The sequence below is a fragment of the Bacillus sp. PS217 genome, from assembly GCF_037963535.1.
Lineage (GTDB): Bacteria > Bacillota > Bacilli > Bacillales > Bacillaceae > Bacillus > Bacillus subtilis.
Genome location: NZ_CP150157.1, coordinates 1,577,155 through 1,603,080 on the forward strand (window position 1 = coordinate 1,577,155; position 25,926 = coordinate 1,603,080).

The window sequence follows — 25,926 nt, forward strand, 5'->3', positions numbered from 1 at the left end:
CCTGTCCTCTTGATTCTTTGTACTAATATACGAGCATAGGGGTTCAGTTTAGACCATAGAATTCGGTATACAGGGAATTCAGGCAGGAGGTTAACGCTTTGGCCAAACCTAAAATCGGGTTAGCGTTAGGATCGGGAGGGGCCAGAGGGCTCGCTCATCTCGGTGTGCTTTCCAGTTTACATAAGCACCAAATTGAAGTGGATATGATTGCAGGAAGCAGCATGGGCGCTTTGGTGGGCAGTTTTTATGCCGCCGGACATGACGTGGCAACGATGAAAAAAGTAGCCAAAGCCTTTAAACGAAGGCTTTATGCTGATTATACGGTGCCGAAGCTCGGTTTTTTAAAAGGTGACCGCGTCAGACAGCTTGTGCATGCTTATACATTCGGAAAACCGATTGAAGAGCTCCAAATCCCGCTGGGCATTGTTGCGTGTGATTTACAGACGGGAGAAAAGGTTGTGTTCCGAAAAGGATCAGTGTCAGATGCAGTGAGGGCCAGCATCAGCATCCCGGGTATCTTTATTCCGCAGCGGCTGGACGGACGCCTTCTTGTAGACGGCGCGGTCGTCGATCGAATTCCGGTTTCTGTTGTGAAAGACATGGGAGCTGATATTATCATCGCTTCGGATGTTTCCAGGGTTCGAAAAACTGAAACAGCAGTGCATATTTTTGATGTGATTATGCAAAGTATGGATATACTGCAAAATGAATTAGTGCGGCATCAAACAATTGCCGCAGATATCATGATTCGCCCTTCCCTTGAAACATACAGCTCAAGCTCGTTTGCCAATATTGAAGAAATGATATCGGCAGGCGAAGAGGCGACAAACCGAATGATCAGCAAGATAAGAAAAGAAATAGAGAATTGGGAGGGCTCATAATTTGCTACGTAAAAAACATTTTAGCTGGATGCTCGTCATCCTCATACTGATCGCCGTTTTATCATTTATAAAACTTCCATACTATATTACAAAACCGGGAGAAGCGACAGAGCTTGCTTCATTGATAAAAGTGGAGGGAGGCTACCCGGAAAAAGGAAGCCTGTCCTTAATGACTGTTAAAGTGGGACCGGCTAATCCGTTTACATATGTGTGGGCAAAGATGCACCCTTATTATGAAATTGTTCCTGATGAGAGCATTAAGGAGGAAGGCGAGTCAGATAAGGAGTATATGAAAAGACAGCTCCAAATGATGAAAAGCTCGCAAGAAAATGCGGTTATAGCCGCCTATCAAAAGGCAGGAAAAAAAGTCAGCTATTCCTTTAACGGCATATACGCAAGCTCTGTTGTAGAAAACATGCCGGCAAAAGGGAAAATAGAAGTCGGTGATAAAATCATCAGCGCAGACGGCAAAAACTATCAGTCTGCTGAAAAGCTGATTGATTTTATCAGCAGCAAAAAAGCGGGAGATAAAGTCACGTTAAAGATCGAAAGAGAAGAAAAAGAAAAGCGTGTCACCCTTACGTTAAAACAATTTCCTGATGAGCCGGATCGGGCAGGAATCGGAGTTTCGCTTTATACAGACAGAAACGTGAAGGTAGAGCCTGATATTGATTTTGAAATTGAAAATATTGGCGGCCCATCAGCAGGGTTAATGATGTCCCTTGAAATCTATAATCAGCTGACAAAACCAGACGAAACAAAAGGCTACGATATTGCGGGAACAGGTACCATTGATGTTGATGGGAAAGTAGGCCCGATCGGCGGCATTGATCAAAAAGTCGTCGCCGCAGACAAAGCCGGAAAAGACATTTTCTTCGCGCCAAATCAAAACGGCGCCAGCAATTCCGATTATAAGAACGCAGTAAAAACAGCAAAAGATATTGATTCAAATATGAAGATTGTGCCTGTTGATACCATGCAGGATGCGATTGATTATTTGAATAAGCTGAAAGCGAAAAGCACCTGATTCTCAGGTGCTTTTTCTATACATTTAAAAAGTGTTGTTCATCTTCGTCATATCGAATCGGTGCATGTCCGTATTCCTGTAGGTCAAACTCAGTTCTCAGCGGCTCTTCTATCGGCAGGCTGTAAATCCTGCTTGCTTTTACGTCCAGATCGAGAGCTGGATGGGAGAAAGAGGACAGTTTGCTGACAAGCGGAACAGACAGTGCTTTTTTCTTTTCGGATAAATAAGCCTGTCCTTTTTTCGTCATGCCGAGAAGCCTGATATACGGCGCCTTATCGTTGTCAAGCAGCTTTTGCATATCCTGTTTTTTTGTTCTGGTTAAAATGTGTGTATTCATCCGCTGGAGCCTTGTCCACGTATAGCGTTTTGTTTTCAGCAGTTCCATAAATTCCTGATAGGAGCTGGATTTTCTGATCGAACGAATAATTCTGTGCTCTAAACCTTCCTCCACCTCGTATACTTGCTGTAATTCCCGTGCCGTTACAGTTGAAAGGCTGTATTTTAAGTAAGAAAAGTAGCTTTCAGGTGTATGCCACAATCCGAAAGATTTGCGGTAAGCTGCTAATTCACGTGCAGATGCAGCAGGGAGAAAACGAAGGCAGGCTTCGAGATTCTGGCCAATCATCGCTTTTCTAATGCTTGTGGCACTTGCTATATGGTTTTCGCCTTCAGGGAGATCGGCATCATGATAGTCCGAAGAGATTCGTGCCGTAGTATAAGGTTTCATAGGATATCCCCCGGTTAGAATCGAGGTCACATACTGGTATCCCAAAATGTTATTTGGTTTTGACAAGTCAAGTGCACTTTCAGTATGCAAAATGGAGCTGAAGGCGATAGCCGCCGCTGCTGGGTAACTGGCCCCCTTTTTAAGTTCTTCTTTAATTCGGTCATTCAATATATGTTTATGCTCATCAATAAGCTGTGCTGTTTCTAAAAAAGGCTTGATATCCCCATTTTCACTCCCGAAAAACAGCGCCTCACATTCAAGTTCGTTCAGGATGGAAACACTGCCGCGTGCAAAAATGTCTGCTTTTTGCACGGCATAAAGATAAGGCAGCTCAATGACAAGATCAACTCCGCTTTGCAGCGCCATTTTTGTTCGGGCCCATTTTGATACAACAGCGGGTTCCCCGCGCTGTAAAAAATGTCCGCTCATGACCGCGACAGCCGTGTCACATCCGGTTTGCAGCTTTGCTGTTTGGGCATGATAAAGGTGACCGTTATGAAAGGGATTATATTCAACCACCAATCCGACAGCTTTCATATTTTTTCCGCCTTTCTTGCTATGTTTAAAAACGTATGGTACATTTGCAAATGAAAACTCTTACGCCTTATTTTTGTTTTAAGTGTATGCATAGCATATTCCGCTGTCAACGATACTTCAATGGCAGCATTATGCTGTAAAGAAAAAATATTGACAAAAACAATCTTAAAAGCTATAATCATGTTTGTTGCTTTCCTGAGGTGATACAAATGAAATGGACGATTTATCAGCTGCATCAAATGCCAAAACAAAGTTTTGAGTTTGATGAAACAGTTGAGTTAAATGAGCTGACAAAGCTGAATTCTGACATTCGCCGCATTTCTCCCGTCCGGGTGAAGGGCAGAGCGGATATCAAATCCAAACAGGTTTCGTTTGATTTTACAATTTCAGGCGAAATGATTTTGCCATGCTCAAGAACACTCGTTGATGTCCCGTATCCATTTGAAATTTCAACAAAAGAACTGTTTATATTTCATCACACGGATGATATAGAAGATGATGACGTTCACATTGTTGAGGACGATACTATCGACTTAACTCCGATCGTGAAAGAAGAAATTCTTTTAGAAATCCCTATGCAAATCTTTTGTGAATCTGAACAAGAAAAAGGAGCTGCTCCTCAAGAAGGAAAGGATTGGCAAGTCATTTCGGAAGAAGACAAGAAGAATCAAGTTGATCCGAGACTTGCAGCCCTCGAAAAGCTCTTAAAACAAGATGATGAATCTTAACTCTTTAAGGAGGTGGGAATAATGGCTGTACCTTTTAGAAGAACTTCTAAAATGAAGAAAAGATTGCGCCGTACACATTTCAAACTTAATGTACCTGGTATGACAGAATGTCCGTCATGCGGAGAGATGAAGTTGTCTCACCGTGTATGCAAAGCATGCGGATCATACAACGGCAAAGACATAAATGTAAAAAGTAACTAATAAGAAAAGCGCGGGGTGAAAGCCCTGCGCTTTTTCTTTTTCTCTTCCTGTCAGCTTGCGGAAAATTTGTGAGTGCAAATAGTCTATCTAATCTATTACCGGCATATGTATGAGATAAATAAGCTGACATGGAGGGAGATTGAATTTGACCATTACAAGACAAGATGCTTGGACTCAGGATGAGGATTTGCTGCTGGCAGAAGTGGTGCTTCGTCATATTCGAGAGGGAGGAACACAGCTTTCAGCCTTTGAGGAGGTTGGAAGGGCGCTGACCAGAACCGCGGCAGCCTGTGGTTTCAGGTGGAACTCGTATGTGAGAAAACAATACCAGTCAGGTATAGAGCTTGCAAAAAAGCAAAGGAAAGAACTGAGAAAGCAAATCGGCGTTCATTCGGTCAATATGCCGAATTCCATGAAGCAGACTGCCTCGGCATCGTCGGAAGGAAAACGAGATTTGTCCATTCAGGATGTCATCCAATTTCTCGAACAATTCAAAGAAGCGCCGTCTGCACAAGAATTTCAGCTTGAAAGGGAAAAATTGAAGGAGCAAATCCAATCGCTGCAAAAAGAGCTTGAGGATTTGCGGAGTGAAAATCAGACATTGCGGAATCAGCTAGAGATGACAGAAGAGGATTACAAGGCACTGATCGATATCATGGATCGGGCCAGAAAAATGGTTGTTTCGAAGGAAGACGGAAGAATGAAAAAAGCGGCTCAAGAAACGTAAAGAAACGCCTGAAATGAACCGGCCCTATAGTAAGAATAGGCCGGTTGTTTTGATTTCTATGCAGACTCTCCTGGTGTCATTTCGTGATCCATATCAGGATGCCAGATGAGCGGGTTTTCCCCTTTGTCCCTCGCCATATCATACTTAACAGTTTTAAAGTTCATTTTGTTCCAAAATTCCGCTGATTTCATTCTCGGATTTGTCCGGATCGGCATTTTGAATGATTTTGCAAATTCAACCAAGGCTCTCCCGTATCCCCTGTTCTGGTAGCCCGGAAGAACCTCAAGCTTCCACAGCTCCAAATAATCCTGGCGGTTGTCAAAATAGGGATTCGATTTGCCGTTAACTTGATACAGACTCATTCGTGCTACAAGTTTATCGCCAAAATAAATCCCGTAAAAAGGCGAGGTGCTGTCATTTTCAATAATATTATCCTGTAGTTCTTCAAGCATTGAAAGCTCCTGAATGCCGTATTCTTTGAATTTCTTGAATTCTTCCAGCGTTTTATAGTTGATAAGCAGACGTTCTACCTTTGTCAAACAAATCTCCCCCTTTGTTGTTTCTACATATATTGTAAACGCTTTATTTAAAAAATCCAAATATTTAAACTTTAATTTTAAGCACATGGGATCTTTGAGAAGTAATTTCTTCTTACTTCTGCTATGATAATACGTAAATGCTAAATTGGGTGTGACATCATGAAAATTGGAATTATCGGCGGAGGCTCCGTCGGTCTTTTATGCGCCTATTATTTGTCACTTTATCACGACGTGACTGTTGTGACGAGGCGGCAAGAACAGGCTGCGGCCATTCAGTCTGAAGGAATCCGGCTTTATAAAGGCGGGGAGGAATTCAGGGCTGATTGCAGTGCGGACACGAGTATCAATTCGGACTTTGACCTGCTTGTCGTGACAGTGAAGCAGCATCAGCTTCAATCTGTTTTTTCGTCGCTTGAACGGATCGGGAAAACGCATATATTATTTTTGCAAAACGGCATGGGGCATATCCACGACCTAAAAGACTGGCACGTTGGCCATTCCATTTATGTTGGAATCGTTGAGCACGGAGCTGTAAGAAAATCGGATACAGCTGTTGATCATACAGGCCTAGGTGCGATAAAATGGAGCGCGTTCGACGATGCTGAACCAGACTGGCTGAACATCTTGTTTCAGCATAACCATTCGGATTTTCCGATTTATTATGAGACGGATTGGTACCGTCTGCTGACGGGCAAGCTGATTGTAAATGCGTGTATTAATCCTTTAACTGCGTTATTGCAGGTGAAAAATGGAGAACTGCTGACAACGCCAGCCTACCTGGCTTTTATGAAGCTGGTATTTCAGGAGGCATGCCGCATTTTAAAACTTGAAAATGAAGAAAAGGCTTGGGAGCAGGTTCAGGCCGTTTGTGGACAAACGAAAGAGAATCGTTCATCCATGCTGGTTGACGTCATTGGAGGCCGGCAGACGGAAGCTGACGCCATTATCGGATACTTATTGAAGGAAGCAAGTCTTCAAGGTCTTGATGCAGTCCACCTAGAGTTTTTATATGGCAGCATCAAAGCATTGGAGCGAAATACAAACAAAGTCTTTTGAGCTTTTTCGGTAACATGCTATACTCATTTCGGATCACTAACTATTTATTGGAGAAAGGAAGTTCTAGAAGATGCAGCTAACTGAACTTTCCATCAAAAATCAGAATGTGTTTGTACAGCACTATATAGATGGCAAAGAAGAAATGTCTTCTTTTTTTGATTACAGTATTCATCATAAGGACATGTGGCGAGAAAGACTGGAAGACTTATCTTCTCGGTTTTTCGCAAGAGAGGAATTGGCGGCGTACTTAACCTCTTACCATAATAAATTCGGTTCAAGTGCGATGCAGTCTGCTATTGAGAAGCTGAAGGACCCGTCAAGTGCCGCTGTAGTCGGCGGACAGCAGGCAGGACTTTTAACAGGACCGCTTTACACCATACATAAAATCATTTCAATCATTGTTTTAGCAAAGCAACAAGAAAAGGAACTGCAAGTGCCTGTCATACCAATCTTCTGGGTGGCTGGAGAAGACCACGATTTGGATGAGATTAATTTTGTTCACACATCTGAAGAGAATGGGCCTGTGAAAAAAAAGCTGCCTCAGTCTTATTGGAAGAAATCATCAGCAGCGAGTACATCGCTTGATCAGGAAAAGTGTGCCGCGTGGATAGATGATGTTTTTGCCGCTTTTGAAGAAACAGACCATACGAATACACTTCTCGACAATGTGAAACGATGTTTAAGGGAATCTGTTACGTTTACTGACTTCTTTGAGCTGTTGATCGCGGATTTGTTCCAAGAAGAGGGCTTAGTTTTATTAAATTCTGGAGATCCGGGGATTAAAAAGCTGGAAACGGCCATGTTCCAAAAGATTCTTCGAGAAAATGATGAACTCGCCCGCGCTGTATCAGATCAGCAGGCCTTCATGCGTCAAGCAGGCTACAAACCGATTATCGAGTCCGGAAAAGAGCAGGCGAATCTGTTTTATGAATACGAAGAAGAGCGTTTTTTAATTGAAAAAGATAACGACCGATTTGTCATCAAAGAGCTTGATCTAGGATGGACGATGGATGAACTTCATACACATATGGAAGAACATCCAGAGCGTTTCAGCAACAATGTTGTAACGAGACCTTTAATGCAGGAATTTCTCATTCCGACTTTAGCATTTATTGCAGGGCCTGGAGAAATCAATTATTGGGGCGAACTCAAACAGGCTTTTGCGGTGATGGGCTTCAAAATGCCTCCTGTCATGCCAAGGCTGAACATTACGATACTTGAGCGGCATATTGAGAAAAAACTGGCTGAACGGAATATCTCATTACAAGACGCGATTGAGCGCGGAACGGAGAATCAAAGAGAGTCATACTTCGAGCGCCAAATTCCGGAAGAGTTTACAGCGGTGATGGATCAGGCGAAAAGCCAAATTGAAGCGATACACAAAACGGTCAGGCAGGAGGCGTTAAAGGTTGATCAAAGCATGGAACCTTTACTCCTGAAAAATGCCGCTTTTATTCAGGATCAGCTTCAATTCTTAGAGCGCACGGTGATGAAGCGAATTGAAGAAAAAGAAGGCTACGTCTTGAAGGATTATGAAAGAATTCAAAATAGCATTAAGCCGCTTCTTGCGCCGCAGGAACGGATTTGGAATATCATGTATTATTTGAACAGGTACGGTCCAAAATTCTTCACGACATTCAAGAATCTGCCATTTTCTTTTCAAAATCAACATCAAGTTGTCAAACTTTGAAATAAAGTTTTAAAGAACCCTGACTAGTTCAGGGTTTTTTTTTATGGGTAAACAGTGTAAAATGAAGTTGTGGAGCGAAGTGGTGAATAGTGGTGAGTTAAGGAGAGAAAGTGGGGCAAGAGATCATGTTTATGGGTGAATATCAGCATACCATCGATGCGAAAGGCCGCATGATCGTACCCGCTAAATTCAGAGAAGGCCTAGGTGAGCAATTTGTGCTGACTAGAGGACTTGACCAATGTCTCTTCGGCTACCCTATGCACGAATGGAAACAAATTGAAGAAAAACTAAAAGCTCTTCCTCTCACAAAGAAAGATGCCCGCGCGTTTACCCGTTTCTTCTTTTCAGGGGCGACTGAATGCGAACTGGACAAGCAAGGCAGGGTAAATATTGCATCATCTCTATTGAATTACGCCAAACTGGAAAAAGAATGTGTTGTTATCGGGGTTTCTAATCGAATTGAATTGTGGAGTAAAGTAATTTGGGAACAATACACAGAAGAGCAAGAAGATTCATTTGCTGAAATTGCTGAAAACATGATTGGGTTTGATATATAATGATTCTTCGTGTATAACACTCTAAAAACAATTTCAATTCATCCTGATAAAAGGTGGGACCAACACAATATGTTTCAACACAAGACAGTACTTCTTCGTGAAACCGTAGACGGACTCAATATTAAACCAGACGGTACATATGTAGACTGCACACTCGGCGGAGCTGGGCATAGTACATACTTATTGCAGCAGTTATCCGAGAAGGGGCGTTTAATCGCTTTTGACCAAGATGATACGGCATTACAGCATGCTAAAGAAGTGTTGTCCGATTATAAAGGACAGCTCATTCTGATTAAAAGCAATTTCAGGTATTTAAAAGAATGTTTGAATGAACAAGGCATTACAGAAGTAGACGGCATTTTATTTGATTTAGGGGTGTCCTCTCCGCAGCTGGATACACCGGAGCGCGGATTCAGTTACCATCATGACGCACCGTTGGACATGAGGATGGACCAGTCGGCTACGCTTTCGGCGAAAGAAGTCGTTAATGAGTGGCGCTATGAGGATCTCGTCCGTATTTTCTTTAAATACGGAGAAGAGAAGTTCAGTAAACAGATCGCCAGAAAAATTGAGGAGGCAAGAATGAAGTCTCCTATTCAAACTACGGGCCAACTGGTCGATCTAATAAAAGACGCGATTCCCGCTCCAGCGAGAAGGAGCGGCGGACATCCCGCTAAACGCGTGTTTCAGGCAATCAGAATTGCCGTAAACGATGAACTTAGGGTGTTTGAAGAAGCTTTGGAGCAGGCAATTGAGGTTCTGAAGCCAGGGGGCAGGGTATCAGTCATTACCTTCCACTCGCTAGAAGACAGAATTTGCAAAACCACTTTTAAAGAAAAGTCGTCGCTTCCGGAACTTCCTCCGGGGCTTCCTGTTATACCGGAAGAGTTTGAACCGGAGCTGAAGCTCATCACACGAAAACCGATTACGGCATCTCAAGAAGAGCTTGAAGAGAACAACCGGGCTCGTTCTGCCAAGCTTCGGATTGCTGAAAAAAGAAAATAACGAAACGCGAATGCAAAATTAAAAGGAGGTCATCAGCCTATGAGCAATTTAGCTTACCAACCAGAGAAACAGCAGCGGCATGCGATCAGTCCTGAGAAAAAAGTGATTGTCAAGAAAAGGGCTTCCATTACTCTCGGAGAAAAAGTGCTTCTTGTCCTCTTTGCTGCGGCGGTGCTCAGCGTATCGCTTTTGATCGTATCGAAGGCGTATGCGGCATATCAAACCAATATTGAGGTGCAAAAGCTTGAGGAGCAAATTTCATCCGAAAATAAGCAAATTGGTGACCTCGAAAAAAGCGTTGCTGATTTAAGCAAACCGCAGCGCATTATGGACATTGCGAAAAAGAACGGCTTGAATTTAAAAGATAAAAAAGTGAAAAACATACAGGAATGATTCAAATGCCAAAAAAGAATAAATTTATGAATAGAGGAGCAGCGATTCTAAGTATTTGTTTCGCTCTCTTTTTCTTTGTCATCCTGGGGAGAATGGCATATATTCAAATAACCGGAAAAGCGAATGGCGAAGTGCTTGCGACAAAAGCGACAGAGCAGCATGAAAAGAAACGGACCATCGAAGCGAGCCGCGGCTCGATTTTAGACCGAAAAGGAAAAGTCATTGCAGAGGACACAGCGACGTATAAACTGATTGCGATTCTCGATAAAAAAATGACCACTGATGTCAAGCATCCTCAGCATGTTGTAAACAAAGAAAAAACGGCAGAAGCATTGTCTAAAGTGATAAACTTGGACAAGGCCGACATCCTTGATATCTTAAATAAGGAGAATGCAAAACAAGTCGAGTTTGGCTCAGCTGGCCGGGATATTACGTATTCACAAAAGCAAAAAATTGAAAAAATGAAACTCCCGGGCATTTCATTTTTGCGGGATACAAAACGCTACTATCCAAATGGTATTTTCGCATCCAATTTAATCGGCTATGCCGAGGTTGATCAAGACACAAATGAAATTTCCGGCGCGATGGGGTTAGAAAAAGTGCTGGATAAGTATTTGAAGGAGCGGGACGGATATGTGACATATGAAAGCGACAAATCCGGCTGGGAGCTCCCGAACAGCAAAAATAAAATTACAGCGCCAAAAAATGGTGACAATGTATATTTAACCATTGACCAGAAAATTCAAACCTTTTTGGAAGACAGCATGACAAAAGTGGCGCAAAAGTATAATCCGAAAAAAATCATGGCCGCAGTTGTCGATCCGAAAACGGGCAAAGTCCTTGCCATGGGACAGCGCCCAAGCTTTGATCCGAACAAGCGCGATGTGACAAACTACTATAATGATTTGATTTCATATGCGTATGAGCCCGGATCCACGATGAAGATCTTTACACTTGCTGCTGCGATGCAGGAAAACGTGTTTAATGCGAACGAAAAATATAAATCAGGGACATTTGAAGTTGGCGGAGCACCTGTTAAGGATCACAATAACGGTGTAGGCTGGGGTCCGACAACATATCATGACGGCGTCCTAAGGTCGTCGAATGTCGCTTTTGCGAAACTGGCGAAAGAAAAGCTGGGATATGACCGCCTCAATCAATATTTGCACAAATTCAATTTTTACCAGAAAACAGGTATTGATTTGCCAGGAGAAGTCTCCAGCAAAATCAACTTTAAATATGAATTTGATAAGGCGTCAACTGCATATGGCCAAGCGTCTGCGGTCACACCAATTCAGCAGATTCAGGCCGCAACGGCAATTGCAAATGACGGCAAAATGATGAAACCTTATGTGATTGACCATATCGTTGATCCCGATAAAGATAAAACTATTTATCAAAATAAGCCGGAATCAGCCGGAACCCCAATTTCTGCAAGCACAGCGAAAAAGGTGCGGGATATATTGGGAGAAGTTGTTACGTCGAAAATCGGAACAGGGCAAGCATATAAAATCGAAGGTTTTGATGTTGCCGGGAAAACAGGTACTGCGCAAATAGCCGGTAAAGGCGGATATTTAGACGGCACAGATAACTATATCTTTTCGTTTATGGGTATGGCGCCAAAAGATGATCCTGAGCTTTTAATTTATGTGGCTGTACAGCAGCCGCAACTAAAAGCAGGACAAAGCAGTTCAGATCCAGTATCAGAAATCTTCAATCCAACAATGAAAAATAGCCTGCACTACCTGAACATTGAACCAACTGAAAAATCTGACTCAGATAAGGAAGAAACAAAAGCGCAGACAATGCCTGATTTAACAGATCAAACGGTAGCTGCTGCTCAAAAGAAAGCAAAAGAGGAGAATCTCACACCAATTGTCATCGGCAGTGATGTCGCTGTAAAAGAACAGTATCCGAAAGCGGATGAGGAAGTTCTTACCAATCAAAAGGTCTTCCTGAAAACGGGCGGTAAAATCAAAATGCCTGATATGACAGGCTGGTCGAGAAGAGAGGTTCTGCAATACGGCGAGCTCGCGGGAATTCATATTGAAGTAAACGGGCAAGGCTACGCTGTCAGCCAAAGTGTTAAGAAAGACAAAGAGATCAAAGACAAAACCGTAATCAAGGTTAAGTTTAAAAATCCTGATTAAAAAGAAAGCCTGCGTTATGCAGGCTTTCTTTTTTTATGCCTTCAGAGGAGCATCGTTCTACCTGTCCAATTTCAGGCATAAAATGAAACAAGCCTAAATAAGGAGTGAACGGTCTCTTGCGCGTTTCGAATGTAACGGTTAGAAAACGTTTATTATTTGTTTTGCTTTTTGGCGTGATCGTGTTTCTGATCATTGATACAAGGCTGGGGTATGTTCAGTTTGTGATGGGCGAAAAACTGACTTCGCTGGCGAAAGATTCCTGGAGCCGTAACTTGCCGTTTGAGCCGGAGAGAGGCGAGATTCTGGATCGGAACGGTGTGAAGCTCGCAACAAATAAAAGTGCGCCGACCGTATTCGTCGTGCCGCGCCAAGTTCAGAATCCGATGAAAACGAGCAAGCAGCTTGCGGCGGTGCTCAATATGTCAGAAGAAAAAGTATATAAACATGTGACAAAAAAAGCGTCAATCGAAAAGATCACTCCTGAAGGGAGAAAAATTTCAAATGAGAAGGCGAAGGAAATTAAAGCGCTTGATTTAAAAGGTGTGTATGTTGCGGAGGACAGTATCCGTCATTACCCGTTCGGCAGCTTTTTATCTCATGTGCTTGGATTTGCAGGAATTGACAACCAAGGACTCCTTGGATTGGAAGCCTATTACGACGATGATTTAAAAGGGGAAAAAGGTTCTGTTAAGTTTTATACAGATGCCAAGGGTAAAAAAATGCCTGATGAAGCGGATGACTATACGCCGCCTAAGGATGGGCTTGATATGAAGCTGACGGTTGATTCAAAGGTCCAGACGATAATGGAAAGAGAGCTTGATAACGCTGAGGCCAAATATCATCCGGACGGCATGATTGCCGTAGCCATGAATCCGAAAAACGGAGAAATTTTGGGGATGTCTAGCAGGCCTGACTTCGACCCTGCTGATTACCAATCTGTTGATCCGTCCGTCTACAATCGAAACCTGCCAGTATGGAGCACGTATGAACCGGGATCTACCTTTAAAATTATTACACTTGCAGCAGCCCTTGAAGAGCAAAAAGTAAATTTGAAACGGGATCAATTTTATGATAAAGGGCATGCTGAAGTGGACGGAGCGAGACTGCGGTGCTGGAAAAGAGGCGGGCACGGGCTGCAGACGTATCTGGAAGTTGTGCAGAACTCCTGCAACCCGGGGTTTGTTGAATTAGGCGAGCGCTTAGGAAAGGAAAAGCTTTTCAAATATATCAAAGACTTTGGTTTTGGACAAAAAACGGGGATTGATCTCCAAGGCGAGGGAACAGGCATCTTATTCCCGCTTGAGAGAGTGGGCCCGGTGGAGCAAGCAACTACGGCTTTCGGACAGGGAGTATCCGTCACGCCGATTCAGCAGGTTGCAGCAGTATCCGCTGCTGTAAACGGAGGAACGCTCTATACACCTTATATTGCAAAGGAATGGATCGATCCTGTTACGAAGAAAACGGTCAAAAAACAATCACCAATCGCAAAGAAACAAGTCATTTCTGAGGAAACATCCAAACAAATCCGCTATGCTCTAGAAAGCGTCGTCGCAGAAGGAACCGGCCGCAATGCATTTGTAGAAGGATATCGTGTCGGAGGAAAAACGGGAACTGCACAAAAGGTTAAAGATGGAAAATATCTTGAAAACAACCATATTGTATCATTTATCGGTTTCGCGCCAGCTGATGATCCGAGTCTAGTCGTCTACGTTGCGGTGGATAACCCGAAAGGCACGATTCAGTTTGGCGGAACGGTGGCAGCGCCTATTGTCGGAAATATTATGAGAGACAGTCTGCCGGAACTTGGTGTGAAGCCCCGGAAAAATCAAATCGAGAAAAAATACCAATGGAACGACACAAAAACAATAGAAGTTCCGAATGTTGTAGGGATGTCTGTCTCAGATCTTGAGTCACTATTGGTGAATCTCAATGTGGATGCTTCCGGGAAAGGGAGCAAAATCGTTAAACAATCGCCAGCTGCCGGAACGAAAGTAAAAGAAGGCTCAAAGATACGCGTGTATTTGACTGAAGAAGATGAAAAGGAGGCAGCCGATTGATTCGGGCTGCCTATTCTTTTATTGCAGAAAAAATGCTGATATCTTTCAAGATTAGCTGGATGTATCCTTTTATTTACGCTAAAATATGAACTGTATGCTTAAAATCATTACCACATCATTTGATGTGACTTCAATGATAAAAAGAACGAATTAGAATGTTGAGAGGTTTGATACGATGAAACTTACAAAGCTGCTTACATACTTAACAACCGAACCTTCTGTAAACGACTCACAAGACCCTGAAATAACTTCAATTGAGATGGACTCCAGGGAAGTAAAGAAAGGGAGTCTTTTTGTATGTGTAAAAGGGTATACGGTGGATGGCCACGATTTTGCGCAAAAAGCAGTAGAAAACGGTGCAGCGGCTATTGTGGCAGAAAGAGAGGTCGATGTGAATGTTCCTGTTATTATTGTCCGGCAGTCACTTCGCGCGCTCAGCGTTTTGTCTGATGCGTTTTACGGACAGCCGACGAAGAAGCTTCAGCTGATTGGGATAACAGGGACAAACGGCAAAACATCAACGACCCACATGGTCGATGAGATTCTGAAAAAAGCGGGAAAACGCACAGGCTTGATCGGTACAATGTATATGAAAATCGGAGACGAAACACTTCCTGTTAAAAACACGACTCCGGAAAGCGTCACGCTGCAGAAAACGTTTAAGAAAATGAATGACAAGCACGTTGACACTGCAATCATGGAGGTTTCTTCCCACGCTTTGTCTTTAGGACGCGTCCATGGCTGTGATTATGATATTGCCGTGTTTACGAATTTAACACAGGACCATCTGGACTATCATAAAACGATGGATGAGTACCGGCATGCAAAAAGCTTGCTCTTTTCCCAACTTGGCGGGGCTTTCAACCATGAACATCCAAAGCGTGCCGTCCTGAATGCTGACGATGAGGCGAGCGCTTATTTTGAAAAGGTAACAGCTGCGCATATCTCTACATACGGAATTAAAAACGATGCTGATGTGATGGCGAAGAACATCAGTATCACTGCACAGGGCACAAGCTTTGATCTCGTGACAAACAAAGGCACGAAGCACATCACGATGTCTCTCGTCGGACAATTTAATGTGTATAACGTGCTGGCCGCTGTTGCGACATGTATTGCAGCAGGCATACCGTTTGAAATCATCACTGAGGCTGTTGAAGAATTGCATGGTGTAAGAGGCCGTTTTGAATTGGTCAATCAGCAGCAGGAGTTTCCTGTCATTGTAGACTACGCGCACACACCGGACAGCCTTGAAAATGTGCTGGAGACATGCAGAGACATGACGGAAGGAAAGCTATTTGTCGTTGTCGGCTGCGGAGGAGACAGAGATAAGACGAAGCGCCCGAAAATGGCTAAAATTGCTGTGGAGCTGGCTGACGAGCCGATTTTCACGTCAGATAACCCGAGAAGCGAAGATCCTCGCGCGATTTTAAGAGATATGGAAGCCGGAGTAGAGAACGCATACTATCACAGTATTGCAAACCGCGAGCAGGCGATCTTTTTCGCAATTGCCAATGCCAAAAAAGGCGACGTTGTCCTCATTGCCGGAAAAGGACATGAAACCTATCAGCAGATCGGAAATGAAACTTTCGATTTTGATGATGCTGAAGTAGCGGCGAGAGCCATTGTTGAACTCAATAAGAATAAGACGAATTCATAGGAAAGAGATGTTACTGAATAATGGAGCTTGAAAAGATTTTTCATATGGAAAAAAATCATGAATATGATAACTACGTATGTCGTTTGAAAGAAACAGGAGGAGAAAAGGACAATGCTTGAGCAAGTCATTCTGTTTACAATTTTAATGGGGTTTTTAATTAGTGTTCTGCTCTCTCCGATTCTTATTCCGTTTTTAAGAAGATTAAAATTCGGCCAGAGTATTAGAGAAGAAGGACCGAAATCACATCAGAAAAAATCAGGGACACCGACAATGGGCGGGGTCATGATCATACTTTCTATCATAGTGACAACAATTGTTATGACACAGAAGTTTTCAGAAATAAGCCCCGAAATGGTGCTGCTTCTGTTTGTTACGCTAGGCTACGGTTTGCTTGGCTTTTTAGATGATTACATCAAGGTTGTCATGAAGCGCAATCTTGGATTGACATCAAAGCAAAAGCTGATCGGACAAATTATTATTGCGGTTGTATTTTACGCCGTGTATCATTACTACAATTTTGCGACGGATATTCGCATTCCTGGAACTGACTTATCATTTGATCTAGGCTGGGCTTACTTTATCCTTGTGCTCTTTATGCTTGTCGGCGGATCAAACGCAGTTAACCTGACTGACGGCCTTGACGGGTTATTATCCGGTACTGCGGCGATTGCCTTTGGCGCCTTTGCCATTCTGGCATGGAATCAGTCTCAATATGACGTAGCGATTTTCTCAGTTGCCGTTGTCGGTGCAGTTCTGGGCTTCCTTGTATTTAATGCTCATCCGGCCAAAGTTTTTATGGGAGATACGGGATCGCTTGCATTGGGAGGAGCAATCGTTACCATTGCCATTTTAACGAAATTAGAGATCCTGCTGGTTATCATCGGCGGTGTATTCGTTATCGAGACATTATCTGTTATTTTGCAGGTCATCAGCTTTAAAACGACAGGTAAACGAATCTTTAAAATGAGTCCGCTTCATCACCATTATGAGCTTGTCGGCTGGTCTGAATGGAGAGTAGTCGTGACGTTTTGGGCTGCGGGACTTTTGCTTGCCGTTTTAGGAATTTACATCGAGGTGTGGTTATAAGTGGAAAATGATCAATTTTTACAGAAACAGCATTTTTTAATCCTTGGGCTTGCGAAAAGCGGATATGCGGCGGCCTCCATTCTTCATGAAAAAGGCATTTATGTTGCAGTCAATGACCAAAAGCCTTTTGAAGAAAATGAACCGGCACAAAAGCTTTCTGAAAAAGGAATCGAAGTTGTTTGCGGAGAGCATCCAGTTTCTCTGTTCGATCAGCATCAAATCACGATTCTGATCAAAAACCCGGGAATTCCTTATGAAAATATTATGGTTCAGGAAGCGAAGAAACGAGGCATTCCGGTTTGGACGGAAATTGAGCTCGCTTACTACCTGACCAGCGCCAAGTTTATTGGGATTACCGGATCGAACGGTAAAACGACCACGACAACGCTAATTTACGAAATGCTCAAAGCTGGCTCGCAAAAAGCACTGATTGCCGGAAACATCGGCACAGTCGCAAGTGAGGTTGCCTATCATGCTGATGGAGATGAATGGATCGTTACTGAACTGTCTTCGTTTCAGCTGATGGGAACACACGCTTTCAGACCGGAAATCAGCCTGATTTTAAATGTATTTGACGCCCATCTGGATTATCACCATACGCGCGAAAACTATGAAAAAGCGAAACAGAAAGTGTACCTTCATCAGACTGCTTCAGATAAAGCTATTGTCAACCAGGATGATGAAACCGTCGTGCGTCTTGCTGAAGCCGGAAAAGCCGAAATCGTCCCATTTTCAGTCAGCAAAATGCTTGAACAGGGCGCATATGTAAAAGACAGTATGATTATGTTTAACGGCGAAGCCATTCTTCCTCTGGAAGAGGTTGTACTGCCCGGTGCTCATAACCTGGAGAACATTTTAGCAGCTATTGCAGTTGTGAAAACGGCAGGAGCATCCAATGAGGCGGTTAAAAAGGTGCTGACAAGCTTTACTGGTGTGAAGCACCGCCTCCAATATGTCACAACTGTGAATGGCCGCAAATTTTATAACGACAGTAAAGCAACAAACATTCTGGCGACAAGCAAGGCGCTTTCAGCTTTTGATAAGCCGGTCATTCTGCTTGCGGGCGGACTGGATCGCGGAAATGGTTTTGATGACTTGAAACCTTATATGAAGCATGTCAAAGCAGTGCTTACATTTGGCCAGACGGCGCCAAAACTCGAGAAACTCGGCAATGAACTGGGAATACAACATGTCAAACGTGTCGATAATGTTGAACAAGCAGTATCTGCGGCGTTTGCGCTCTCAAATGAAGGAGATGTCATCCTGCTGTCACCCGCGTGTGCGAGCTGGGATCAATTCAAAACATTTGAAGAACGCGGTGACATGTTTATAGATGCCGTGCATATGCTTAAGTAAGGGCTTGTCTTGAAGTAAATCGGCAGCCCTAATGACTTTAAGCTTGGGGTGTCGATTGCTTTGACTACTAAAAAAACATCGCCTGATTTGTTATTGGTCATCATTACGTTATTATTATTAACAATCGGATTAATTATGGTGTACAGTGCGAGTGCGGTATGGGCGGATTATAAATTTGACGACTCATTCTTTTTCGCGAAACGGCAGCTTTTGTTTGCGGGAATCGGCGTCATTGCTATGTTTTTTATCATGAATGTTGATTATTGGACTTGGAGGACATGGTCAAAATTGCTGATGGTTATCTGCTTTTTCCTTCTGGTGCTTGTTTTGATACCGGGCGTCGGAATGGTGCGGAACGGTTCAAGAAGCTGGATCGGAGTCGGAGCATTCAGCATACAGCCTTCAGAGTTTATGAAGCTTGCGATGATTGCATTCCTTGCTAAATTTCTCTCTGAAAAACAAAAAAACATCACATCGTTCAGACGGGGGTTCGTCCCTGCACTTGGCATCGTGTTTTCAGCATTTTTGATTATCATGTGCCAGCCTGACCTCGGAACGGGGACAGTAATGGTCGGAACTTGTATTGTCATGATTTTTGTAGCCGGCGCACGGATCGCCCATTTCGTCTTTCTCGGGCTGATCGGCCTCAGCGGATTTGTCGGGCTCGTACTATCGGCTCCATATCGGATAAAGCGGATTACCTCATACTTAAATCCATGGGAAGACCCGCTCGGAAGCGGATTTCAGATCATTCAATCGCTTTATGCAGTGGGGCCCGGCGGGTTGTTCGGAATGGGGCTCGGACAAAGCAGACAGAAGTTCTTTTATCTGCCTGAGCCGCAAACAGACTTTATTTTCGCCATCTTGTCAGAGGAGCTGGGCTTTATCGGGGGAACACTTATTTTGCTCCTCTTCAGCGTCCTGCTGTGGAGAGGAATCAGAATTGCGCTTGGTGCGCCTGATCTGTACGGAAGCTTTGTCGCAGTCGGCATTATTTCAATGATTGCCATTCAAGTCATGATCAATATCGGCGTAGTCACGGGCCTGATTCCTGTAACAGGCATCACGCTCCCGTTTCTGAGCTACGGAGGCTCTTCATTGACTCTAATGCTGATGGCAGTTGGTGTGCTGCTGAATGTAAGCCGCTACTCGAGGTATTAACGAATGTATTTCCAAGCCTCCTGTCTAACATGAAGCTTGGAAACAATTGATGCGATAACCCTGTCCAACAAAACAGGGTTATCGTTATGTTATAGAGAAACTTAGACTGGGGGAAAAGAAATGCGAATTGCAATAAGCGGAGGCGGTACAGGGGGACATATTTATCCTGCGCTTGCTTTTATTAAAGAAGTGCAAAGACGTCATCCTAATGTGGAATTTTTATATATCGGAACAGAAAACGGGCTGGAGAAAAAAATTGTTGAGCGGGAGAATATACCGTTTCGTTCAATTGAAATTACAGGATTTAAAAGAAAATTGTCATTTGAAAATGTCAAGACTGTGATGCGTTTTCTGAAGGGCGTCAAAAAGAGTAAATCGTATTTAGCGGAATTTAAGCCCGATGCCGTAATTGGAACGGGCGGTTATGTATGCGGGCCGGTTGTCTATGCCGCTGCGAAAATGGGAATTCCGACTATTGTCCATGAACAAAACAGCCTGCCGGGCATCACGAATAAGTTTCTTTCAAAATATGTTAATAAAGTAGCGATTTGTTTTGAAGAAGCGAAATCACATTTTCCTAGCGAGAAAGTTGTATTTACGGGAAACCCGAGAGCCTCTGAAGTCGTCTCAATAAAGACGGGACGATCAATGGCTGAATTTGGGCTTTCTGAAGACAAAAAAACGGTCTTAATTTTCGGCGGAAGCCGAGGCGCTGCACCGATTAACCGCGCTGTCATTGACATGCAGGATGCGCTGAAAACAAGAGACTATCAAGTGCTGTATATCACCGGTGAAGTTCACTATGAAAAAGTAATGAATGAGCTGAAAAGCAAGGGTGCCGCTGATAATATGGTCACAAAGCCGTTTCTTCATCAAATGCCTGAGTATTTAAAGGCCATTGATGTCATTGTGGCTAGAGCCGGTGCGACAACGATTGCCGAAATTACTGCTCTCGGAATCCCAAGTGTTCTGATCCCGAGTCCATATGTGACAGCGAATCACCAGGAGGTCAATGCGAGGTCTCTTGGCCAGCATGATGCGGCGATTGTACTGAAAGAAACAGAGCTCAGCGGGGAGAAGCTGATTGAAGCGCTAGACCGGATTGTACTGAATGAGCAAACGTTAAAGGAAATGAGCGAACGAACAAAGTCACTCGGTGTTCCTGACGCGGCTGCCCGTTTATACAGCGTACTCGAGGAATTAAAAAAATAGTAGAAAAGCAAATGGAATGCGGAGGTTTACGATGGAGAAAGTGATACAGGAATTAAAAGAACGCGAAGTCGGCAAGGTTCTTGCAAATGAACCGCTCGCGAATCATACAACGATGAAAATCGGCGGACCTGCGGATGTATTGGTCATTCCAAGCAGTGTGGATGCTGTTAAAGACATCATGGACGTGATTAAAAAATATGATGTGAAGTGGACAGTCATCGGCCGCGGATCAAATCTTCTTGTTTTAGATGAAGGAATTAGAGGCGTAGTAATCAAGTTGGGTGCGGGTCTTGACCATTTGGAGCTTGAAGGGGAACAAGTAACAGTCGGAGGCGGTTATTCAGTGGTCCGCCTGGCTACATCACTGAGCAAAAAAGGCCTGTCCGGTTTGGAATTTGCTGCCGGCATTCCAGGATCAGTCGGCGGAGCGGTTTATATGAATGCCGGCGCTCACGGTTCTGATATGAGCGAGATCCTCGTCAAAGCGCATATTTTGTTTGAAGACGGAACGATTGAGTGGCTGACAAATGAGCAGATGGATTTCAGCTACAGGACATCTGTACTGCAAAAGAAACGCCCGGGCGTTTGCCTTGAAGCTGTTTTGCAGCTGGAGCAGAAGGATAAGGAATCAATCGTTCAGCAAATGCAAAGCAATAAAGACTATAGAAAAAATACACAGCCGTATTCAAGCCCTTGTGCGGGAAGCATATTCAGAAATCCGCTTCCGAATCATGCCGGGAACCTTGTAGAAAAAGCAGGCTTGAAAGGATATCAAATCGGCGGTGCAAAGATATCGGAGATGCACGGAAACTTCATCGTCAATGCGGGGGGAGCATCAGCAAAAGATGTGCTTGATCTCATTGACCATGTGAAAAAGACAATCCGTGAAAAATACGAGATTGATATGCACACAGAGGTTGAAATCATCGGCGGAAATCGCTGATTCAAGTTCTGACTGAAGCTGTTCATATGATATACTGTAAGCAAACGACAAACGGCATCATAGTATGCCGTTTGTTTTGGAATAGACAGACTTTTAACAGCTGTTTCATTTGAATGAGGTGAACAGGCAATGAACCCGGGTCAAGACCGAGAAAAAATCGTTAACATTGAAGAGCGGATCCCTAAAATTAAAGAGCAGAGGAAACAAAAGGCAAACCGCCGTCTCATTTCATTTATTATGCTCTTTTTTATTATGGTGCTGATCATTGTGTACCTGCAAACACCAATCAGTAAAGTATCAACAATCTCTGTTACAGGGAATGAAAATGTATCAAAAAAGGAAATTATCGACCTTTCCGATATTAACAGCGGAGATACTGAGTTTTGGAGTTTGGACAAGCAAAAAACAGAAAAGAAGATTCAGCAAAATAAATTAGTGAAAAAAGCGGAGATCAGCAAATCGCTTCCTAATAAAATCAACATTGCAATCGAAGAATATAAAGCGATTGCTTATTTAGAAAAAGACGATGTGTACTATGAAGTGCTTGAAAACGGCTCAGTTCTGCCAAACGAAGTAACGCCGGATGATGCCGGACCGATTTTAGTGAATTGGACAAACGCGAAGAAGCGGTCTCAAATGGCCAAGCAGCTCGATGCGTTGTCAAATTCGTTAAAACAGTCGATTTCAGAGATTTATTATACGCCTGTAAAAATGGATGAAAACCGTATTAAGTTGTACATGAACGACGGTTATGTTGTCACTGCATCTATTAAAACGTTTGCAGACCGAATGAAGACGTATCCTTCTATCATTTCTCAGCTAAGCAGCAATAAAAAAGGAATCATTCATTTAGAAGTTGCCACCTATTTTGAAGAGTTTGGGAAAAACGATAAAGCTGCTAAAAAGGAAGATGAAAATTGAGGGGCAAATCAGCAGTCCTTCTTTCCTTGATTATGCTTATCGCAGGCTTTTTGATTTCATTTTCTTTTCAAATGACAAAAGAAAACAACAAAAGCGCGGCTGAGACGGAAGAGTGGAAAAAAGAATATGCGCTGAGAGATGAACTTCTGAAACAAGAGAAAGAAAATAAGAAGCTTGAAAAAGAATTATATCAAAAGCAAAACAAAGTCCGCCAGGCGGAAAATAAGCTGAAGAAAGAGAAGTCGGAATACTATAATGTCCTCGAAGATACAGAAAAATACAGGATGTATATTGGGGAAGTCGGTGTGCAGGGAGAAGGCGTTGAGGTGACATTGGAAGATGCGTCATACATACCGGAAGGGGAGAATGTGAATAGTTACATCGTTCACGAAAGCCATATCTTCCAAGTAGTAAACGAACTGTATATCTCAGGAGCGGCAGCTGTCGCCGTTAATGGACAGCGTTTGACGCATGATTCGTATATCAAATGCAATGGTCCTGTGGTAACGGTAGACGGGGTGCAGCATCCTGCTCCGTTTACGGTATCCGCTATTGGAGATCCAGATGTCCTGCTGCCCTCGTTAAATATCGTAGGAGGCCTAATTGATCAGCTGTCAATGGATCATATTTCTGTGTCGGCAGAAAAAGAGAAAAACGTACAAATGAAACCGATTCTGAAAACGAAGGAATGACTGAAAAAGCGGGTGAAATAGATTGAAAATAAAGCGTTCCTTCATAAGCATCAGTGTGCTTATGGTCATCTTCGGCCTGATGATATCTGTTCAGTTTAATTCGTTAAAGCACCCCAAAGTCCGGGATACAAGAGATATGTGGGATATTAGGGAAGAGCTGACATCAGAGCAGAAGAAGCAGGAAAAGCTGCTGGCTGAAATAAACAAATATGACAAACTGCTGAATAGCTATTCGCAAACGAAAGAAATGACAAAAGAAACCGCGCTAAATAATACCTTGCAATCCTTAAAAAAAACAGCCGGCATGACCGATATAACAGGTAGCGGAATTGTCATTACGATTTCCCCGCTTTTTTCTGAAAGCTTAACAGGAGAGCCGATCGAAAATCCGCCTCCGGATTTGCTGAAAAAGCTGATTAATGAACTCAACTCCTACGGTGCAGAGCATATCTCGATTAACGAGCGAAGAGTTGTGAATCATACAGTCATCAGAGATATAAACGGCACTACAAAAATAGACGGATACGCCCTTGACGATTATCCTTTAACAGTAAAAGTGCTTGCCAAAGATCCGGACATGTTACACAGCAGAGTGAAGGGGTCAGGCCTTGAGGATCTTTTTGCATCTGAAAATTTAGCATTAAAAGCCGGTAAATCTGAAAGCAAACTAACATTAAAAGCATATGACAGACCACTGGACGTACAACAGCTGAAACTGCTTAAAGACTGAAAAGGAGGAGAATTGTCATGTGGCTGCCCGTGTTGGGACTGGTGCTCGGAATAGCGATTGGACTAATGACAAACTTAACGATACCGAGTGAATACTCAAACTATTTATCGCTTGCGGTGCTTGCCGCACTTGATACATTAATCGGCGGAATCAGAGCGCATTTACAAGGTACATATGATGAAATGGTATTTGTTTCCGGTTTCTTTTTTAATATTATATTGGCAATAAGTTTAGCTTTTCTGGGAGTCCATCTTGGTGTAGACTTGTATTTAGCAGGTATATTCGCATTTGGAGTCAGATTATTTCAGAATATAGCCGTTATCAGAAGAAATCTACTAACAAAGTGGACTCTTTCTAAAAAAAATAAAAAAAATGTGATATAAAAGAGGATATACATAGGATATAACGAATATTTTCAATAAACATAAAATGTGAATAGCACATAAAAATATTCTGTTGTTATTTTTTGTTACACACTTGTAAAGCCACATTCATTGTATTGTTGTTCCGCAAATAATAGAATAGAAATGATCGAAATGTGAGGAGGTGCCATAGAATGAACAACAATGAACTTTACGTCAGTCTTGACATCGGTACGTCCAATACAAAAGTGATCGTCGGAGAAATGACAGATGATTCCCTTAATATTATCGGTGTGGGAAATGTACCGTCTGAAGGGTTGAAAAAAGGCTCAATCGTTGATATAGATGAGACCGTTCATTCTATAAGAAAAGCGTTTGACCAAGCTGAAAGAATGGTAGGTTTTCCGCTTAGAAAAGCTATTGTCGGCGTTAATGGAAATTATATCAATATTCAAGATACAAACGGTGTTGTAGCAGTTTCCAGTGAAAATAAAGAAATTCAGGTTGAAGATGTACGCCGTGTTATGGAGGCGGCACAGGTTGTTTCAGTACCGCACGAACAGCTGATTGTTGACGTCATTCCTAAACAGTTTATCGTAGATGGAAGAGATGAAATCACCGACCCGAAAAAAATGCTGGGTGTGCGTTTAGAAGTAGAGGGCACCTTGATCACCGGTTCAAAAACAATCTTACATAACTTACTCCGCTGCGTTGAAAGAGCTGGTATTGAAATAACTGATATTTGCCTTCAGCCGCTGGCAGCCGGTTCTGCTGCATTATCAAAGGACGAGAAAAACCTTGGTGTGGCTCTCATTGATATAGGGGGAGGGTCAACAACCATTGCCGTATTCCAGAACGGACATCTCACTTCTACCCGTGTCATTCCTCTCGGAGGCGAAAATATCACCAAAGATATCTCCATCGGATTGAGAACGTCAACAGAAGAAGCAGAACGCGTGAAAAAGCAATTTGGACATGCCTACTATGACGAAGCCTCGGAAGATGAAATATTTGAGGTAACCGTTATAGGCACCAATCAAAAACAAACATTTACACAGCAAGAAGCAGCGAATATCATTGAAGCGAGAGTAGAAGAAATTCTTGAAATTGTTTCAGAAGAGCTTCGCAGTATGGGTATTACCGATCTGCCGGGAGGCTTCGTGCTGACAGGAGGACAAGCAGCTATGCCGGGTGTCATGTCTTTGGCGCAGGATGTGCTGCAAAACAATGTCAGAGTGGCAAGCCCGAATTATATCGGTGTAAGAGATCCTCAATATATGACGGGAGTGGGCCTGATCCAATTCGCCTGCCGGAATGCAAGAATCCAAGGCAGAAAAATAGGCTTTAAGATGCCTGAAGAAGCGATACAGGAAATCGCAGTCTCATCATCTGAGGAACAAGAGCAGCATCATCACCAAAATGAGGTGCAGCAGCGGCCAAAAGGAAAACAAAAAACACAAGCCGAACATAATAAACAGAGCAAAATGAAAAAACTATTAAGCATGTTTTGGGAATAGATAGATAGTCA

General features: G+C 43.1%; 26 protein-coding genes. 23 read left to right on the forward strand and 3 right to left on the reverse strand.

What is annotated here, in order from left to right:
• The first annotated feature begins 98 nt into the window (after nt 1-98).
• Together NSQ83_RS08330 and ddcP are read left to right on the forward strand one after the other, a co-directional pair.
• Entirely contained in the window at nt 99-881 is a 783-nt protein-coding gene (locus tag NSQ83_RS08330; protein WP_021479345.1) for a patatin family protein, read from the forward strand.
• Between the two features lies 1 nt (nt 882).
• Nucleotides 883-1,908, forward strand: coding sequence for a protease DdcP (gene ddcP / locus NSQ83_RS08335; RefSeq protein WP_046664167.1), 1,026 nt, complete (start codon nt 883-885; stop codon nt 1,906-1,908).
• Between the two features lie 16 nt (nt 1,909-1,924).
• Here ddcP and NSQ83_RS08340 read toward each other — a convergent pair whose 3' ends face one another.
• Both NSQ83_RS08340 and NSQ83_RS08345 read right to left on the reverse strand, forming a co-directional pair.
• The gene (locus NSQ83_RS08340; RefSeq protein ID WP_003244707.1) at nt 1,925-3,172 is read right to left on the reverse strand and encodes a nucleotidyltransferase; all 1,248 of its coding nucleotides are present in this window, start codon (nt 3,170-3,172) and stop codon (nt 1,925-1,927) included.
• Nucleotides 3,169-3,354 (reverse strand): hypothetical protein, encoded by a 186-nt coding sequence (locus NSQ83_RS08345; protein WP_003232215.1) that lies wholly within the window; start codon nt 3,352-3,354, stop codon nt 3,169-3,171. The genes NSQ83_RS08340 and NSQ83_RS08345 overlap by 4 nt, the downstream gene beginning before the upstream one ends.
• Nucleotides 3,355-3,381: 27 nt before the next feature.
• On the opposite strand from NSQ83_RS08345, the gene NSQ83_RS08350 reads away from it, so the two are divergent.
• From NSQ83_RS08350 to gerR, 3 genes are all read left to right on the forward strand, one after another.
• A complete protein-coding gene (locus NSQ83_RS08350) occupies nt 3,382-3,900 on the forward strand; it encodes a DUF177 domain-containing protein (protein WP_014479718.1) in 519 nt (172 codons plus the stop codon).
• 21 nt (nt 3,901-3,921) lie between these two features.
• Entirely contained in the window at nt 3,922-4,101 is a 180-nt protein-coding gene (gene rpmF, locus NSQ83_RS08355) for a 50S ribosomal protein L32 (protein WP_003154457.1), read from the forward strand.
• A gap of 145 nt (nt 4,102-4,246) precedes the next feature.
• The gene (gerR, locus tag NSQ83_RS08360) at nt 4,247-4,828 is read left to right on the forward strand and encodes a sporulation specific transcriptional regulator GerR (RefSeq protein ID WP_015383592.1); all 582 of its coding nucleotides are present in this window, start codon (nt 4,247-4,249) and stop codon (nt 4,826-4,828) included.
• Between the two features lie 56 nt (nt 4,829-4,884).
• Here the strand turns inward: gerR and NSQ83_RS08365 are convergent, their stop codons facing one another.
• Nucleotides 4,885-5,367, reverse strand: coding sequence for an N-acetyltransferase (locus tag NSQ83_RS08365; protein WP_014476736.1), 483 nt, complete (start codon nt 5,365-5,367; stop codon nt 4,885-4,887).
• A gap of 159 nt (nt 5,368-5,526) precedes the next feature.
• Here NSQ83_RS08365 and NSQ83_RS08370 point away from each other — a divergent pair, with 159 nt between their 5' ends.
• The 18 genes from NSQ83_RS08370 (at nt 5,527) to ftsA (ending at nt 25,915) form a co-directional block, all read left to right on the forward strand.
• Nucleotides 5,527-6,423 carry a 2-dehydropantoate 2-reductase gene (locus NSQ83_RS08370; RefSeq protein ID WP_046664171.1) on the forward strand — a complete coding sequence of 299 codons (897 nt, stop codon included), beginning with the start codon at nt 5,527-5,529 and terminating at the stop codon, nt 6,421-6,423.
• Nucleotides 6,424-6,493: 70 nt separating this feature from the next.
• Nucleotides 6,494-8,113 carry a bacillithiol biosynthesis cysteine-adding enzyme BshC gene (gene bshC, locus NSQ83_RS08375; RefSeq protein ID WP_046664172.1) on the forward strand — a complete coding sequence of 540 codons (1,620 nt, stop codon included), beginning with the start codon at nt 6,494-6,496 and terminating at the stop codon, nt 8,111-8,113.
• A gap of 125 nt (nt 8,114-8,238) precedes the next feature.
• Nucleotides 8,239-8,670, forward strand: coding sequence for a division/cell wall cluster transcriptional repressor MraZ (mraZ, locus tag NSQ83_RS08380; RefSeq protein ID WP_003221402.1), 432 nt, complete (start codon nt 8,239-8,241; stop codon nt 8,668-8,670).
• Between the two features lie 69 nt (nt 8,671-8,739).
• The gene (rsmH, locus tag NSQ83_RS08385) at nt 8,740-9,675 is read left to right on the forward strand and encodes a 16S rRNA (cytosine(1402)-N(4))-methyltransferase RsmH (protein WP_014479723.1); all 936 of its coding nucleotides are present in this window, start codon (nt 8,740-8,742) and stop codon (nt 9,673-9,675) included.
• A gap of 39 nt (nt 9,676-9,714) precedes the next feature.
• A complete protein-coding gene (gene ftsL / locus NSQ83_RS08390) occupies nt 9,715-10,068 on the forward strand; it encodes a cell division protein FtsL (protein ID WP_003232200.1) in 354 nt (117 codons plus the stop codon).
• Nucleotides 10,065-12,218 (forward strand): penicillin-binding protein 2B, encoded by a 2,154-nt coding sequence (gene pbpB / locus NSQ83_RS08395; protein WP_160221564.1) that lies wholly within the window; start codon nt 10,065-10,067, stop codon nt 12,216-12,218. Before ftsL ends, pbpB begins: the two co-directional genes overlap by 4 nt.
• Nucleotides 12,219-12,334: 116 nt before the next feature.
• A complete protein-coding gene (locus NSQ83_RS08400) occupies nt 12,335-14,275 on the forward strand; it encodes a stage V sporulation protein D (RefSeq protein WP_003245048.1) in 1,941 nt (646 codons plus the stop codon).
• Between the two features lie 175 nt (nt 14,276-14,450).
• Nucleotides 14,451-15,935, forward strand: coding sequence for a UDP-N-acetylmuramoyl-L-alanyl-D-glutamate--2,6-diaminopimelate ligase (locus NSQ83_RS08405; RefSeq protein ID WP_003245326.1), 1,485 nt, complete (start codon nt 14,451-14,453; stop codon nt 15,933-15,935).
• Nucleotides 15,936-16,046: 111 nt separating this feature from the next.
• Nucleotides 16,047-17,021, forward strand: a complete 975-nt coding sequence (mraY, locus tag NSQ83_RS08410) for a phospho-N-acetylmuramoyl-pentapeptide-transferase (RefSeq protein ID WP_003232192.1) — start codon at nt 16,047-16,049, stop codon at nt 17,019-17,021.
• Nucleotides 17,022-18,377 (forward strand): UDP-N-acetylmuramoyl-L-alanine--D-glutamate ligase, encoded by a 1,356-nt coding sequence (murD, locus tag NSQ83_RS08415; RefSeq protein ID WP_160221565.1) that lies wholly within the window; start codon nt 17,022-17,024, stop codon nt 18,375-18,377.
• 60 nt (nt 18,378-18,437) lie between these two features.
• Nucleotides 18,438-19,538, forward strand: coding sequence for a stage V sporulation protein E (spoVE, locus tag NSQ83_RS08420; RefSeq protein ID WP_003244810.1), 1,101 nt, complete (start codon nt 18,438-18,440; stop codon nt 19,536-19,538).
• 120 nt (nt 19,539-19,658) lie between these two features.
• Nucleotides 19,659-20,750, forward strand: a complete 1,092-nt coding sequence (gene murG / locus NSQ83_RS08425) for an undecaprenyldiphospho-muramoylpentapeptide beta-N-acetylglucosaminyltransferase (RefSeq protein WP_015383602.1) — start codon at nt 19,659-19,661, stop codon at nt 20,748-20,750.
• Between the two features lie 31 nt (nt 20,751-20,781).
• The gene (murB, locus tag NSQ83_RS08430) at nt 20,782-21,693 is read left to right on the forward strand and encodes a UDP-N-acetylmuramate dehydrogenase (RefSeq protein ID WP_003232182.1); all 912 of its coding nucleotides are present in this window, start codon (nt 20,782-20,784) and stop codon (nt 21,691-21,693) included.
• Between the two features lie 129 nt (nt 21,694-21,822).
• Nucleotides 21,823-22,614, forward strand: a complete 792-nt coding sequence (divIB, locus tag NSQ83_RS08435) for a cell division protein DivIB (protein ID WP_003232178.1) — start codon at nt 21,823-21,825, stop codon at nt 22,612-22,614.
• Entirely contained in the window at nt 22,611-23,306 is a 696-nt protein-coding gene (locus NSQ83_RS08440) for a DUF881 domain-containing protein (RefSeq protein WP_198878762.1), read from the forward strand. Before divIB ends, NSQ83_RS08440 begins: the two co-directional genes overlap by 4 nt.
• A gap of 22 nt (nt 23,307-23,328) precedes the next feature.
• A complete protein-coding gene (locus tag NSQ83_RS08445; RefSeq protein WP_009967184.1) occupies nt 23,329-24,036 on the forward strand; it encodes a DUF881 domain-containing protein in 708 nt (235 codons plus the stop codon).
• 17 nt (nt 24,037-24,053) lie between these two features.
• On the forward strand, nt 24,054-24,419 hold the full coding sequence (locus tag NSQ83_RS08450; RefSeq protein ID WP_003238683.1) for a small basic family protein: 366 nt from the start codon (nt 24,054-24,056) through the stop codon (nt 24,417-24,419).
• A gap of 173 nt (nt 24,420-24,592) precedes the next feature.
• On the forward strand, nt 24,593-25,915 hold the full coding sequence (gene ftsA / locus NSQ83_RS08455; protein ID WP_003232169.1) for a cell division protein FtsA: 1,323 nt from the start codon (nt 24,593-24,595) through the stop codon (nt 25,913-25,915).
• Nucleotides 25,916-25,926 lie beyond the last annotated feature (11 nt).

Excerpts from the sequence above, each read along its gene's own strand:
- NSQ83_RS08340 (WP_003244707.1), bottom strand. The coding sequence starts at position 3,172 with ATGAAAGCTGTCGGATTGGTGGTTGAATATAATCCCTTTCATAACGGT.
- NSQ83_RS08345 (WP_003232215.1), bottom strand. The coding sequence starts at position 3,354 with ATGATTATAGCTTTTAAGATTGTTTTTGTCAATATTTTTTCTTTACAG.
- NSQ83_RS08350 (WP_014479718.1), top strand. The coding sequence starts at position 3,382 with ATGAAATGGACGATTTATCAGCTGCATCAAATGCCAAAACAAAGTTTT.
- rpmF (WP_003154457.1), top strand. The coding sequence starts at position 3,922 with ATGGCTGTACCTTTTAGAAGAACTTCTAAAATGAAGAAAAGATTGCGC.
- NSQ83_RS08370 (WP_046664171.1), top strand. The coding sequence starts at position 5,527 with ATGAAAATTGGAATTATCGGCGGAGGCTCCGTCGGTCTTTTATGCGCC.
- bshC (WP_046664172.1), top strand. The coding sequence starts at position 6,494 with ATGCAGCTAACTGAACTTTCCATCAAAAATCAGAATGTGTTTGTACAG.
- mraZ (WP_003221402.1), top strand. The coding sequence starts at position 8,239 with ATGTTTATGGGTGAATATCAGCATACCATCGATGCGAAAGGCCGCATG.
- rsmH (WP_014479723.1), top strand. The coding sequence starts at position 8,740 with ATGTTTCAACACAAGACAGTACTTCTTCGTGAAACCGTAGACGGACTC.
- ftsL (WP_003232200.1), top strand. The coding sequence starts at position 9,715 with ATGAGCAATTTAGCTTACCAACCAGAGAAACAGCAGCGGCATGCGATC.
- pbpB (WP_160221564.1), top strand. The coding sequence starts at position 10,065 with ATGATTCAAATGCCAAAAAAGAATAAATTTATGAATAGAGGAGCAGCG.
- NSQ83_RS08405 (WP_003245326.1), top strand. The coding sequence starts at position 14,451 with ATGAAACTTACAAAGCTGCTTACATACTTAACAACCGAACCTTCTGTA.
- mraY (WP_003232192.1), top strand. The coding sequence starts at position 16,047 with ATGCTTGAGCAAGTCATTCTGTTTACAATTTTAATGGGGTTTTTAATT.
- murG (WP_015383602.1), top strand. The coding sequence starts at position 19,659 with ATGCGAATTGCAATAAGCGGAGGCGGTACAGGGGGACATATTTATCCT.
- murB (WP_003232182.1), top strand. The coding sequence starts at position 20,782 with ATGGAGAAAGTGATACAGGAATTAAAAGAACGCGAAGTCGGCAAGGTT.
- divIB (WP_003232178.1), top strand. The coding sequence starts at position 21,823 with ATGAACCCGGGTCAAGACCGAGAAAAAATCGTTAACATTGAAGAGCGG.
- NSQ83_RS08450 (WP_003238683.1), top strand. The coding sequence starts at position 24,054 with ATGTGGCTGCCCGTGTTGGGACTGGTGCTCGGAATAGCGATTGGACTA.
- ftsA (WP_003232169.1), top strand. The coding sequence starts at position 24,593 with ATGAACAACAATGAACTTTACGTCAGTCTTGACATCGGTACGTCCAAT.